This window comes from Paenibacillus sp. Z3-2 (assembly GCF_054161325.1).
This window is the reverse complement of record NZ_CP096397.1, coordinates 4393783-4406510: the sequence shown is the minus strand read 5'-3', so window position 1 is coordinate 4406510 and position 12728 is coordinate 4393783. Positions and strand designations below refer to the sequence as shown.

The following is a 12728-nucleotide window of genomic DNA, read 5'->3' as shown; positions in this document are numbered from 1 at the left end:
TATAGCTTCCATTGGCGGAGTAGTCATGTAATTAAACGCTCTGTTAATACAGGTCTAACAAACGGTGTTTATAGTGAGGATCATAGAGTTAATGTTGAACGCAGGAGGCGCTGGAATGAGGAACATGGAGATTATTGCCCATCGCGGCGCATCTGCCGTATGCCCTGAGAATACGATGAGTGCTTTTGAACGAAGTCTGGAACTTGGAGCGACAGGTATTGAAACCGATGTACAGATGACGCGTGATGGCAGATTGGTGCTAATTCATGATGAGACGTTAAGCCGAACTGCGGGTGTGGAAGGTTGGGTTAAGGATACAACCTATGATGAATTGCGCACACGGGATGCTGGTTCCTGGTTTCATGCCGATTTTGCCGGGGAACGTATTCCTTCTCTGGAGGAGCTATTCAAGCTGGTACAGGGGAAAGGCACCCTGCTTAATCTGGAATTAAAAAATGGTATTGTGAGTTACAAGGGAATGGAAGAGAAGATTATACAGGCAATCCGGGATTGGAAGCTGGAGCAACAGGTCGTCCTGTCCAGTTTCAACCATGCTTCACTGGTGAGATGTAAGCGTCTTGCCCCGGAGATTCGTACAGCGCTTCTATATATGGAAAAGTTGTATCGTCCCTATGACTATGCCGCCAAACTTGAAGCTTCTGGTCTTCATCCCTACAAGCTGGCAGTTACACACGAAGATATTGCTGCAGCACTGGCACATGGTGTTGTAACCTATCCATTCACGGTGAATGATCCTGCGGAGATGCAGGCCATGATTGACATGGGTGTACAAGGAATCATTACCGATGTTCCGGATGTTCTGGCATCCTTAATTTCGGTACATGCCCGATAATCAAGTTTGTGTTTTACATGTGTCTACATAAGCAATGACTAGGCTACGTTCGAGCTTTTTGGCTCCGCGTAGCCTTTTTGCGTGCAAATTTGTGTGCAAATCTTCATATATGCAATAAACATGTCCCATTTGTCCATTGCCAGAGACCGTGGATTCACTTACAATGATCTATGGTAATGAGAATCAATATCATTAAAGTTCGGTATTTATAGAGAGGTGATTGTTATGTACATAGGTTTGAGCAGCTCTACTCATAACGAGGGTGGACGCGTATGAGTTCAAAAGCTTCACCAGCAAATCATAATCCGGAATCCCCCACAGCGAAGATACATACTCGTCCGTGGGCAGCCACACTTATTCTTACAGGGGGAATTTTATTACTCGCTCTGGGTATGGCTTTATCCATTTCTTTTGGTGCTGCTGATATTAAACTTGGTGTAGTCTGGAAGGCTATTTTCGACTTTAATCCTGAACTGACTCCGCATCAGATCATATGGGAGATTCGGTTACCGCGTATTCTTGGCGGAGCAATGGTAGGTGCCTGCTTCGCTGTAGCTGGTGCGATCATGCAAGGCATGACCCGTAACCCGCTGGCCGATTCCGGTCTGCTTGGGCTGAATGCGGGTGCTGGATTTGCACTTGCGATCTGTTTTGCCTTTTTCCCGGGCTTGCCATTTATGTACATCATTATGTATTCCTTCATTGGGGCTGGGCTTGGGGTCCTGTTGGTGTATGGTTTTGGTGCAGCTTCCAAATCGGGTCTAACTCCTCTACGCCTTGTCCTTGCAGGTGCTGCTGTATCAGCCATGTTGTCTGCACTCAGTGAAGGGATTGCATTGTATTTCAGAATTGGACAAGATCTGGCTTTCTGGACAGCTGGCGGTGTAGCCGGAACGAAGTGGTCTCAATTGGAGGTTATGTTCCCATGGGTACTCGCGGCACTGATCGCAGGTCTTCTCATCTCCCGTTCCATTACTTTGCTTAGCCTCGGAGAAGATATTGCTGTTGGCTTAGGCCAACGTACGGGTCTGATTAAGCTCGTGGGCCTGATTGTTGTACTAATACTCGCAGGTACGGCCGTGTCCGTCGTGGGTGCGGTTGGTTTTGTTGGACTCATTATCCCCCACCTTACGCGAAAGTTGGTTGGGGTAGATTATCGTTGGATTATTCCATGTTCCGCAGTAATGGGCAGTCTGTTGCTTGTATTTGCGGATCTGGCTGCACGTATGATTAACCCGCCTTACGAGACGCCAATTGGCGCATTGGTTGCCCTTATTGGGGTACCATTCTTCCTCTATCTGGCGCGGAAAGAAAGGAGGACTCTGTAACGATGGAATCCTCAACAATAGTTGGAGCAGAGCGCAAAAAGAGAGCCAAGAGTACGATAGTCCTCATTGTGCTTGCCCTATTAATTATTACGGCTTTTGTGGTGAGTATGAACACAGGTTTTACCAAGCTTTCGCCGCTTGAGGTGATGCGTACCCTGTTTGGCGGAGGCACGGCGAAACAGGAGTTAATCCTGTTTGAATTCCGTCTGCCGCGTATTGTGATTTCGGTAATGGTCGGTGCCGGACTCGCGTTATCTGGTTGTATTTTGCAGGGGGTATCTCGTAATGCGCTGGCAGATCCGGGTATCCTCGGGATTAATGCAGGTGCTGGACTGGTTGTCATGCTTTTCGTTTCCTTCTTCCCGACAACGACAGCAGCGCCGGTATTTCTGTTGCCAATTCTGGCACTGATCGGTTCGGGTTTTGCTGCATTTCTGATCTACGTACTCTCTTACAAAAAAGGAGAGGGCATTCTGCCTACTCGTATGTTGCTTACGGGGATCGGGGTAGCGGCGGGAATTAGCTCTGCCATGATCGTGCTTACATTGCGGCTTAGCCCGGAAAAGTATCAATTCGTAGCTACCTGGATGGCTGGCAGCATCTGGGGTTCGAACTGGAAATTTGTAACCGCATTACTGCCGTTTCTGATCATTCTTGTACCGCTTGTCCTGTATAAGGCGCGTGTACTGAACGTGTTGAATCTGGGTGACCAGACTGCAAGTGGACTCGGGACTCCGGTTGAGCGTGAGCGGTTGATTCTGCTTGCGGCTGCCGTAGGGCTTGCGGGCTCATGTGTATCTGTGAGTGGGGGGATCGGTTTTGTCGGTCTGATCGGACCTCATTTGGCGCGTCGTCTGGTGGGTCCAAAACATCAGTTCCTGTTACCCGCATCTGCGCTGATCGGTTCATTGCTCGTGCTGGTTGCAGATACGCTGGGCCGTGTCATACTACAGCCTTCGGAGATACCTGCGGGTATCCTGGTTGCCATTATTGGAGCGCCATACTTCCTGTACCTCTTAAGCAAGACGAAATAGAACGTAATCATCATGGTGTGGTTGCATAAGGAGGACATTAGTCCATGCTTCGCCGTTTCTTTGCCTATTACAGGCCTTACAAAAAGCTCTTTATTCTTGACTTTAGCTGTGCGATTCTGGTCGCGCTGCTGGAGCTGGTTTTTCCACTGGCAGTCAACCGGGTAGTCGATGATCTGCTGCCAGGCGGCCGCTGGGATTGGATTCTATGGGCGTGTCTGGCATTGCTGGGCATCTACTTATTGAATTCATTTCTGAACTTCGTGGTTACCTATTGGGGACACAAGCTGGGCATTAACATTGAGACGGATATGCGTAAAAGTCTGTTTAATCATGTGCAGAAGTTATCGTTCCGTTTCTTCGATAATACGAAAACAGGACACCTCGTGTCCCGTATGACTAACGATCTAATGGATATCGGTGAGATTGCCCATCATGGTCCAGAGGATGTTTTTATCGCGGTGATGACACTGATTGGTGCATTCAGCATCATGATGAGCATTAATGGCAATCTGGCCGTGTTAACTTTTATCATTGTACCGCTGATTATTTATCTGTCGCTCTACTTTGGCAGTAAAATGTCCAAGGCATTCAGTCGAATGTTCGGGGATATAGCGGACTTCAACGCTCGCGTTGAGAACAATATTACAGGTATTCGTGTTGTTCAGGCTTTTGCTAATGAAGAGCATGAAAAAGCACAATTCGCTGTAAACAACGGTCGTTTCCGTCAGACCAAACTAATCGCATACAAAATCATGGCCTGGAACTCCTCTGTCAGTTATATGCTGATGAAGCTGGTATCCCTCTTTGTCCTGGTATGCGGAACGTGGTTTGTCATTAATGGCAGTATGACCTACGGTCAGTTCATTGCATTTATTATGTTGTCCAATGTGTTCCTGACACCGATCCAGAAGATTAACTCGGTTATCGAGACGTATCCCAAAGGGATTGCAGGCTTCAAACGGTATACGGAGCTTCTCGATATGGAACCGGATGTGGAGGATCGTCCAGGAGCTGTCAGGGTATCACACTTGCGTGGGGATATTCGTTATGAACAAGTGACCTTCGGTTATTCGGATCAGGAGCCTGTTCTCAAGGGTATCGATCTAAACGTGCATGCAGGTGAAACGGTGGCCCTTGTCGGTCCATCGGGTGCAGGGAAAACAACGTTGTGCAGTCTGCTGCCAAGGTTCTATGATGTGCTGGAAGGTCGCATCACGATCGATGGCCAGGAGATACAGAGCATGACGCTGGACTCCTTACGCAGTCATATCGGTATTGTACAACAGGATGTATTCCTCTTCGATGGAACCATTCGGGAGAATATTGCCTACGGCAAGCTGGATGCATCCGAAGAAGAAATCTGGATGGCCGCCAGACGTGCACAGATGGAACCCTTGATTCAATCGATGCCGGAAGGGCTAGATACGTTAATTGGTGAACGTGGTGTGAAACTGTCCGGCGGACAGAAACAGCGTTTGTCCATTGCCCGTATGTTCCTGAAAAACCCACCGATTCTGATCTTGGACGAAGCAACATCTGCTCTGGATACAGAAACGGAAGCAGCGATTCAGCAATCCCTTGCTGAGCTGTCCGAGGGCCGGACGACGTTAGTCATCGCCCACAGGCTGGCTACGATCAAAAATGCAGACCGCATTATTGTCGTTGCTGAACAAGGTATTACCGAGCAGGGGCGCCATGAAGAATTACTCGCAGCAGGTGGGGTGTACAGCCGCCTTCACTATGCACAGTTTGGCGCGTAACGTATCCGACGTGGATATAACAATGTAAATACGAGAAGTAACGCCATCGTTCATGACTTGGAAGGAGTCAGGACGGTGGCGTTTTTTTCTTTTTTCATGATCAAGTGTGGGTCAGGGGTACTGTGCTCTTATCTGCCTGTGATCATGGATATGGAAACGGGTAATATAGTAAAGAGAACGCTTAACGTGTAAGATATGTTCATCATCTTGCAAGATGTAGGAGGTACACGATATGCAGTTGAACGATATGCTGAAGATTCTTATAACCTGTCTATTATTTATTCTGATTTGGTGGCTTCTGACTCAAGGGATTCGCAAACTTTCTAGTACTCGTGCGGGGTCCGGTTTCCGACGCTGGGGTGGATGGTCCATTGGACTTTTCATTGTTGGCGCCGTGCCACTCGGTTTTTCGCTATACACAGAGATCTTTGATAAGCGTCTGGATGCTAACATCGGGTTGGGGCTTGCCATGTTTTTTGTATGGGCTTATTGTGTGATCTTGTTGTGTGCGGCGTTGGTGGTATGGGGAAGGTATGTGTACAAAAGGGATATAAAGAAATGAATATTTGGTTTGATCGTGCTGAGCCCGTCAGGAAGTTAAGGGTGAACTAAAGGCTATATTCGCAACAATAACATGACATGGAACGTTAAATTTAGAAAGAGGTTATTAAAGGGGGATTTACATATGTCCAATCTTCGTCGAGTCCTCATATTGCTCTCAATCCTAATCGTATGCCTTACTGGATGTTCAGGACATATCGAGTGCAACTCTGTGCAGGCTCAAGCCAATGCACCAAGTGAAGATGGATTCACTGGTTATGTGGTTGAACGCAAAGACAATTCCATTCTTGTTGTTGATCCTGCATATGAGGATTTTAGTTCCAATGGAGGAAAGAGTCGGTATTATCCGGCAAAATGGTTCTCCAATGCGCCTGATCCGCAGATCGGCTCCTATGTTGAAGTCTGGACGGATGGAGGCCCGGAAAATCAACCCTATCCTGGGCAGGCCAGAGCAGAAAAGATAGCGGTATCTTGTCCAGTGGCACCGGATGGTGCGCACATGACGGATGCGGATGCGATTCGTAGCGGACTGCATTCACTTGATACAGAGAACATGCATATTCCCGTCATAGAGGACACACGGTTTGATGCAGATACAGGGACATGGACCATTCAGATGCGAGATGCGAATGCAGCGAATGAAGGGCAAATAGTTCATGTGACCGTGAAGGATGAGGAGAAGGTTAAGACACAAGGCGGAGAATAAGGGGTTCATAGCTTTATGATGGTGGGGGAATGCGCGTTGCACATGAATATGATTCAAATTGAAAGAAATGATGTGGATTAGATTCATTGCAAGCTATCATGAATTTTGAACCGCCTGTAAGTTCCCTTACTGTCCATCATGTATTATGATTTTATAAAAATGGAAAGGAATCTTCTGCTTATGGAATTATCAAGGTCTCAGCAATTAGCTCAAGAGCATGTAACCAATTATGCAAGAAGCCGAAAAAATGAGGCGGAGCAAACCATTAGGGAAATTCTTCGTATGTCCAACATCGAGCTTAATACATTTGAAGATGCTATCACTAAACTAAAATCTCATGCAAGTATCGCGTTACACTTTCACCCAGATCGATTAGATCCGAATATGAAAAGCGTGGCTGAAGCACTACTTGAGCAAGGAGTTTATAAAAGTCAATTTGAAACTTTTTTATCGAATGGAAGTGTATCCGCATTTTCAGGCGGTGAACGTGACGTTTGGGAGAATAAAATGTTTGGCGGAGCGTACCAAATAAATGGCTCAACCAATAGCGAACGTCCCAAGTATGGGACACTCAATGTCATGTTACATCCCGATGGACCTGCTCCGCGTTTTGGATCATGTTATTTCCTTTTATCCACTGAGGTCTCTCAACGTTGCACGTATACATATTTGGATTCTCATCAAGAACCTGAGGAAAAGGGAACGTATGAGGAATTTGACCTCATTTTGGCTGCTCTCATGAGGGATGTATTCTATAGTAATTTTGCCATTGGTGAAAGAAATCTAACGGTTCAAAAGTTAATTGACCATATGCACGTCAATCTTGAGAAACCATTCCAAAATCCATCAAACCAAGAGCCAAACCGAAATCTGGACCATTATATCGAAGCGCAGGTTCATGGTGACATTTCCCTTGAAAAAGATGTAAAGATGCTTGTTGCCGACCCATCATTAAAAGGCACCCATACAGGAAGAATCTTAGAGCAGATATGTTTAAAGTATTCAATTGATCTCCACTGGCACATGGGCTTTACACTATTAGTTAATGACGTTCCTATGGATTTTCGAGGTCCTTCGATGCCTTCACTAGCCAAGAGAATTGCAAAAAGTGATTTGATTGCTGCAAATATCATTGGTTCTGCAGCTATGGACTTGAAACGAAACCCAAGCCATTGGAGCGATAGAGGAACCTACAAAGAAGTTCTACAAGAGTTAAAATTACTCTGGCATGTCTTAGTGAGATATGGAAAGCCAATGGAAGAGTGAAAACATTTTCGAAATTAAAAATATTGAATATGGAGTGATAACAATGCTAAAATACCAAATTCTTTTTCCTACTTGTTTGCGTATTTCCTGAAGTTTAAATTGTTACTCCATAATAGTATTCTAACGACCTTGAGTGCCTAGCCGTTCAAGGTTTTTTTATCATTCAAACGGATTACTGACTATAGATTTATCTATGAATCTGTTGTGACAAAAACGAACGTATGTTTTACAAATAAGTTGACTTTTTGTCCTGACAATAATATATTATTGTCAGGACAAAAAAAGAGGTGAAGCAATGTCCGCCAAAAAGATGGGGCGGCCTAAATCTGACAAACCCAAAAGCAGAACGATTGAAATACGTGTTGATGAGGAAATTATGAACAAGCTCGATATTTCGGCTGAGAAGCTGAATACGAATCGATCAGACATCGTTCGCAAAGGGATTGAGAAGATTTACGACGAGCTCCAAAAATAAAAAGGAAGCAGCGCTAGTCCCACGAAGAACACGCTGCTTCCTATACCGCAATCACTTGAATGAGCGACTGCATAAATATCCTACCATGTGTAGAACGTTCATTCAAGTGAGGTGCGAATTGATATACAGGAGGATGCACATGAATTCGATATTAGAAGCATTATATAATGGACGACTTCGACCGGATGAGATGATGATGCCGACACATCCTGAATACCAAGCGTTAGGGCGGCAGATTGCAGCTCTGACAGAGCAATGGAAGAATCGTTTGAGCGAGAATGAATTTCTTGAGCTTGAACAGTTATTTGACTTGTGTGGCAGATGTGAGGGCATGCATACGGAAGCAGCGTTTGCACAAGGTTTTCGTCTGGGTGCCAACATGCTAATTGAAGTCATGAGTCAGCGGGAGGAATCGGTGTTGGAGTTTAACTAAGTTTAACGATGTGAACAGAGATCCGGTTTACTTTTACAGCTAAATTCTCAGGAAATGACGTGCATACAACATACTCATTTTGCACCATAAAATTGTATCATAAATTTAGTATAACAAAGCCCTCCAACCCTCTCTGCATTCAGCAGCAGGGTTGGAGGGCTTTACTTAAACATAGAGTTAAAAAATCTATATATAGGTAAAGAACCTGTTAAACAAATTGTTCCTTAATCCGCAATATTCCCCGCCATCTTCAGACGGCGAGCAATTTCCTTGAAGTCTTCCTGAGAGATGCCTGGTGCGAATTCTTCCTCCACTGCCGGAGCTTCCGGAATCGGGAATCCCTGAGGTATGCCTTGGATAACCTCCAAAGGTTGTCCATCTTCGGGGTGCGTTCCTTTCCAGATCTGATCGATGGCATTAAAGTCTTTATCACTATAGGTATACAGCTTGGTGTGTACCCCTTTTTCCTCATATTTACGAGCTTCATTGAAAGCCTTATTATCCAGTGAAGGAATCGGAATCAGTTTGGTCACATTTACGCCGGTTGCAATTTCGATTGCTTTTGCATAGGCAACCACGTGCACTCCGCCACGTACAAGCAGAAAACCGACGACTTCGCGGGCTGCCGGGTGATCTGTCATTTCATATACTTTCATTTTATGCGTACGTGCACCACATTCGAGGAAGAAGTTATGCAGCAGATCCTCGACCAGATTACCGCTATTGAAGACATTCGCACCGGTCCACGGATTACCCATGGAGTCGAAAGGCATTGCTCCTTGTGCTCCTGCCAGGAAGTGATAGGACAGACGAGCATCCTTCACGGAACCGAGGGGGGTATTGTCGGGTTCTTTGTATTCGGTTGATCCTCTAAGGCATTTGTTAATACCATGAGACACCAGCTCAACATGACCTAATTCTTCGGCTGTAATACTCATGACGAGGTCATAGAAGGGCTTCAACTTTTCTTTGGAGCGAAAATTAAACGATTGATAGAGGTAGTTGTTCAACGTTGACATTTCTCCGAATTTGCCACCGAGCAATTCTTGTATGGCTGCTGCTGCATTCGGATCTGGCTTTTCGACATTAGGAATCTCAATCAGGATTTCATCCAAGCGTTTGAACATATAGGGATAACCTCCTCGAATGTGGTGTTACAGATCTTGTGGGGATTCAGATCGTGAAGTCACTCTGTCATGGCTCATTACACGGCTATTACCTTTTTTAAACATAAAATCAACCAAATGGGACTTAAGTATTGCATATCACATGCCTCATCTCGTCCAAAAATAGCGCGGATTTTGATGTTTCTAATGATTCTGATGTACATAAGCAGCGGGACTATCACGGCATATGTCGCTACGAACGAGGCTCAGGTGGACGAACAAACGAGGAAGTTACTTGAGAAAAAATACGGGTTGGAACGTCCTGAGGAGAGACAGACATAACAACACTTATTTTCAGGTGACTGGGGTATTAGCTTCCAGACTGGGCCTCCTGATTCGTTTGACCGACTTGTGCATGTAGTTCCCTTTTCCTTAAGGCCACTGGCCTGGATCTTTCGTTTATTCGGGTAAAATAAAACTCATACGGGCAATATAACAGAAACATATTGTCCCAAGGAGTGAGTGAAATGAGAATGCTCATCGTTACCGTCATGGCGGTAGTCCTGAGTTTAGCCGGAATCACGTCAGGAACAGGTGCCGCCATCCCGGATTATGCGAAATGGGGAATTATTGCGGTCAAAGAAACACAAACCAAGTACAATGTGGATATATTGGACTACAAGCATATCGGTCGGACATCTCTCACAGCAGATGAATCACGAGAACAGTTTAAGTTGTGGGTTCGTGCTAAGGATGGTAAGCAATTCGCAGTCTATGTCAATGTTGACTTTAATCCGTCCACGCAGCAATTGAAAAAAGTACAATTTTCGGAATCGGATCGACATTGATTCGGCACAGGACTTGGTGACAATAAGTCATGTTTTTACATTAGCTATACCATTAGTAGGACCAGACTGCCTTAATCTCTAAGGTGACAGTCTGGTCTTTTATTTATGTATAAAAACCTTTTTTTACTATTGAATAAAGAACTTATGTTCGCATATAATAAGAAATACAAACAAACGTTCTTATCGGAGGGATGATCATGCTAGGAAAATATATTGGCCAGATGGTGGAGCTTGTCTACATGGATCGTGCTGGACAGATTACGCAGCGACAGATTCGCATAAATAGTGTACGTGGCGGGATGATTAGGGCCTCAGCAGGAAAAGAAGGCTCGCCCCGAACATTCTTGGAACAAGGTATTCTGGCATGGCGTCCTGTTACGGATATGAATGGGGAGGTAAAGTATGCTGAACGACTTTGAACGCAAAATTTTGCGAATTATGGTGAACTATGCAGGACAACGGCGCCGACTACCACGTATGGATGAACTGGAGAACAAGACCGGACGAAGCAAAGCATTCATTCATGAGTCATTGCTGGAGCTTGAACGTACGGGGCATATCGCTTGGAATAACCATTCCACTCTCGAAGGGATACAGATTTTGCAGGCTTGGGAACAGGCACAACAGCCGATTCGCAAAAGCCAGCCTTCCGGGGACTCCGTAAAATATTTTACGGACTACTAGTATAAATAAGAAACGCCAACCCGGATAACCGGATCGGCGCTTACTGTGTCACACGTACGACGTGTGTATCTATTTTAGAAATGGGGGAGTTGGTCCAGGTTGTTGGTTGGGTCGCCGTCGGCATCGCCGCGAATGTACATTTCTCCATCCTTGCCTTTAAATACATTCACGCCGGCAATAGCCCCAGCTTGTGCTTCTGCAAGTGCCTGTTGATAATCCAGCACGCGTCCTGCTGAAGTCTGAAAAGCTGTCAGGTCACCATCGCCGTTTTTCTGTACTGCTGTGAAACTCTCGCGTGTCGTTTGATCCATGATGTCACACTCTCCTTATATGACGAGATAGGAATCTGTTTACCTGATTAGCCTATCCGAATTCCTCGGAAGTATGCACCATGTGGTGATAAGACCTGCCTAGGCCGAGGTTTTACAGACTCTTTCTCATACGAACATGCAATATATCTGCATCATAAAATGGTTCTTCCGAAATCACTTCATAACCTAGTTTCTCATAGAATTTCTGTGCCTGACATTGAGCATCGAGTACGGAATAGGATAAGCCGAGTTCACGTGCCCGTTCCTCCATCGCGAGCAGAAGCACACGTCCATAACCGAATGAACGATGAGACTCAAGCACCGCGATCCGCTGCATTTTGGCAGTATCCTTACTGTAATAGATCAGACGTCCCGTGGCCACAGCCTGTCCATCTGTACTTAATAATACATGATGCACATCCGGACTGATGACATCGTATTGATCAATCTCAATCTCGGCAGGCACCTGTTGCTCAATCACAAAAACGTGATGGCGAATCCCCAAGGCTTGCTCCAGTTGTTCTTTCGTCGTTACATAACTAATCTCAGCTGCCAATTCCATTCCTTCTTTCTGCTCTTGCGCGACATATCAGACTGAATTATACAAAAAAATGCTTTTCCTGTATAGTTAAGTCTGGGACATATTGGGAGAGGAGGGGCTAGTGATGGGCATGGCAGGCATCATGGTAATTACATTGCTCATGTCGGCGGGAATGATTACTCTGTTGTATTATGTGACCAAGAAAGCATACTCACGCAAGTGGGATGAAGATGAGTAATTCCTCTGTTTACTCTTCATGGCAAGACTTCGCTGCTTCCTCCCGGAGAATATACATCCTGAATCACAGATTTGGAGTATACGTCCAGCCAGACAGGCAGAGATTCGCCATTTTCATTGGGCTGTTGTAATTGTTGGAATTGTACCGTATGTTCATCTCTCTCTAAGCTGCAACCGGTAACGGTTGTAATCAGAACGATAAGCACAACAAAGGGGAGGAAGCATTTTGTAAATATATATTTATCGTGGTCCCGGCGTTTTGTTTTGTTTCTCATGGGGAATTCACCTCGTTGCAGAAATGGTAATCTTTCCTTTATTGTGCTCCATTTCAGGTGATTTATAACCAAATAAATTATTGACAATGAACACGGTTACTTGATATGATACTGTTACTTGATTGGGAAACAATTATATATCATGATCTGTTAGCTCAGCTGAATATAGTAGTATGATCGTGATTGATACATTTTAATTATTACAGGGCGATAGCTCAGCGGGAGAGCATTATCTTGACAGGGTAAGGGTCGTGGGTTCGATCCCCACTCGTCCTATTCAAAAAACCGAAAGCAATTCCTTTTGAGATAT

At 45.2% G+C, this 12728-nt stretch carries 16 protein-coding genes and 1 tRNA gene; 13 read left to right on the top strand and 4 right to left on the bottom strand.

From position 1 onward, the window contains the following. Nucleotides 1–115: 115 nt before the first annotated feature. The 9 genes from M1D71_RS19690 to M1D71_RS19650 all read left to right on the top strand — a co-directional run bounded on the left by M1D71_RS19690 (nucleotide 116) and on the right by M1D71_RS19650 (nucleotide 8416). Complete coding sequence (locus M1D71_RS19690) at nucleotides 116–853, top strand: glycerophosphodiester phosphodiesterase (RefSeq protein WP_458123315.1); 738 nt, start codon at nucleotides 116–118, stop codon at nucleotides 851–853. A gap of 272 nt (nucleotides 854–1125) precedes the next feature. Then, nucleotides 1126–2181, top strand: a complete 1056-nt coding sequence (locus tag M1D71_RS19685; RefSeq protein ID WP_458123314.1) for a FecCD family ABC transporter permease — start codon at nucleotides 1126–1128, stop codon at nucleotides 2179–2181. 2 nt (nucleotides 2182–2183) lie between these two features. After that, entirely contained in the window at nucleotides 2184–3215 is a 1032-nt protein-coding gene (locus M1D71_RS19680; RefSeq protein WP_458123313.1) for a FecCD family ABC transporter permease, read from the top strand. A gap of 44 nt (nucleotides 3216–3259) precedes the next feature. Then, nucleotides 3260–4975, top strand: coding sequence for an ABC transporter ATP-binding protein (locus M1D71_RS19675; RefSeq protein WP_458123312.1), 1716 nt, complete (start codon nucleotides 3260–3262; stop codon nucleotides 4973–4975). Nucleotides 4976–5207: 232 nt separating this feature from the next. Then, complete coding sequence (locus tag M1D71_RS19670) at nucleotides 5208–5537, top strand: hypothetical protein (RefSeq protein WP_458123311.1); 330 nt, start codon at nucleotides 5208–5210, stop codon at nucleotides 5535–5537. A gap of 123 nt (nucleotides 5538–5660) precedes the next feature. After that, the gene (locus M1D71_RS19665) at nucleotides 5661–6242 is read left to right on the top strand and encodes a DUF3221 domain-containing protein (protein WP_458123310.1); all 582 of its coding nucleotides are present in this window, start codon (nucleotides 5661–5663) and stop codon (nucleotides 6240–6242) included. 180 nt (nucleotides 6243–6422) lie between these two features. Continuing rightward, entirely contained in the window at nucleotides 6423–7508 is a 1086-nt protein-coding gene (locus tag M1D71_RS19660) for a DUF3626 domain-containing protein (protein ID WP_458123309.1), read from the top strand. Nucleotides 7509–7803: 295 nt separating this feature from the next. Further along, nucleotides 7804–7983 carry a ribbon-helix-helix domain-containing protein gene (locus M1D71_RS19655; protein WP_017687382.1) on the top strand — a complete coding sequence of 60 codons (180 nt, stop codon included), beginning with the start codon at nucleotides 7804–7806 and terminating at the stop codon, nucleotides 7981–7983. A gap of 139 nt (nucleotides 7984–8122) precedes the next feature. Continuing rightward, nucleotides 8123–8416, top strand: a complete 294-nt coding sequence (locus tag M1D71_RS19650; protein WP_047843715.1) for a DUF6809 family protein — start codon at nucleotides 8123–8125, stop codon at nucleotides 8414–8416. A 224-nt stretch (nucleotides 8417–8640) separates the two neighbouring features. Here M1D71_RS19650 and M1D71_RS19645 read toward each other — a convergent pair whose 3' ends face one another. Next, nucleotides 8641–9543: a manganese catalase family protein gene (locus M1D71_RS19645; protein ID WP_145322942.1), complete on the bottom strand. Its 903-nt coding sequence runs from the start codon at nucleotides 9541–9543 to the stop codon at nucleotides 8641–8643. Between the two features lie 506 nt (nucleotides 9544–10049). Between M1D71_RS19645 and M1D71_RS19640 the strand changes: the two genes are divergently transcribed. The 3 genes from M1D71_RS19640 (at nucleotide 10050) to M1D71_RS19630 (ending at nucleotide 11054) form a co-directional block, all read left to right on the top strand. After that, nucleotides 10050–10370 (top strand): DUF3889 domain-containing protein, encoded by a 321-nt coding sequence (locus M1D71_RS19640; RefSeq protein ID WP_458123308.1) that lies wholly within the window; start codon nucleotides 10050–10052, stop codon nucleotides 10368–10370. 197 nt (nucleotides 10371–10567) lie between these two features. Next, nucleotides 10568–10789, top strand: a complete 222-nt coding sequence (locus M1D71_RS19635) for a hypothetical protein (protein WP_145322936.1) — start codon at nucleotides 10568–10570, stop codon at nucleotides 10787–10789. Next, on the top strand, nucleotides 10773–11054 hold the full coding sequence (locus tag M1D71_RS19630; protein WP_458123307.1) for a hypothetical protein: 282 nt from the start codon (nucleotides 10773–10775) through the stop codon (nucleotides 11052–11054). Before M1D71_RS19635 ends, M1D71_RS19630 begins: the two co-directional genes overlap by 17 nt. 74 nt (nucleotides 11055–11128) lie before the next feature. Here the strand turns inward: M1D71_RS19630 and M1D71_RS19625 are convergent, their stop codons facing one another. The 3 genes from M1D71_RS19625 to M1D71_RS19615 all read right to left on the bottom strand — a co-directional run bounded on the left by M1D71_RS19625 (nucleotide 11129) and on the right by M1D71_RS19615 (nucleotide 12418). Beyond that, nucleotides 11129–11365, bottom strand: coding sequence for a DUF3892 domain-containing protein (locus M1D71_RS19625; protein WP_458123306.1), 237 nt, complete (start codon nucleotides 11363–11365; stop codon nucleotides 11129–11131). A 112-nt stretch (nucleotides 11366–11477) separates the two neighbouring features. After that, entirely contained in the window at nucleotides 11478–11921 is a 444-nt protein-coding gene (locus M1D71_RS19620; RefSeq protein ID WP_458127301.1) for a GNAT family N-acetyltransferase, read from the bottom strand. Between the two features lie 239 nt (nucleotides 11922–12160). Further along, nucleotides 12161–12418, bottom strand: a complete 258-nt coding sequence (locus M1D71_RS19615) for a hypothetical protein (protein WP_458123305.1) — start codon at nucleotides 12416–12418, stop codon at nucleotides 12161–12163. A 204-nt stretch (nucleotides 12419–12622) separates the two neighbouring features. On the opposite strand from M1D71_RS19615, the gene M1D71_RS19610 reads away from it, so the two are divergent. Beyond that, nucleotides 12623–12694 (top strand) — tRNA-Val (locus tag M1D71_RS19610). The last annotated feature ends 34 nt before the right edge of the window (nucleotides 12695–12728 follow it).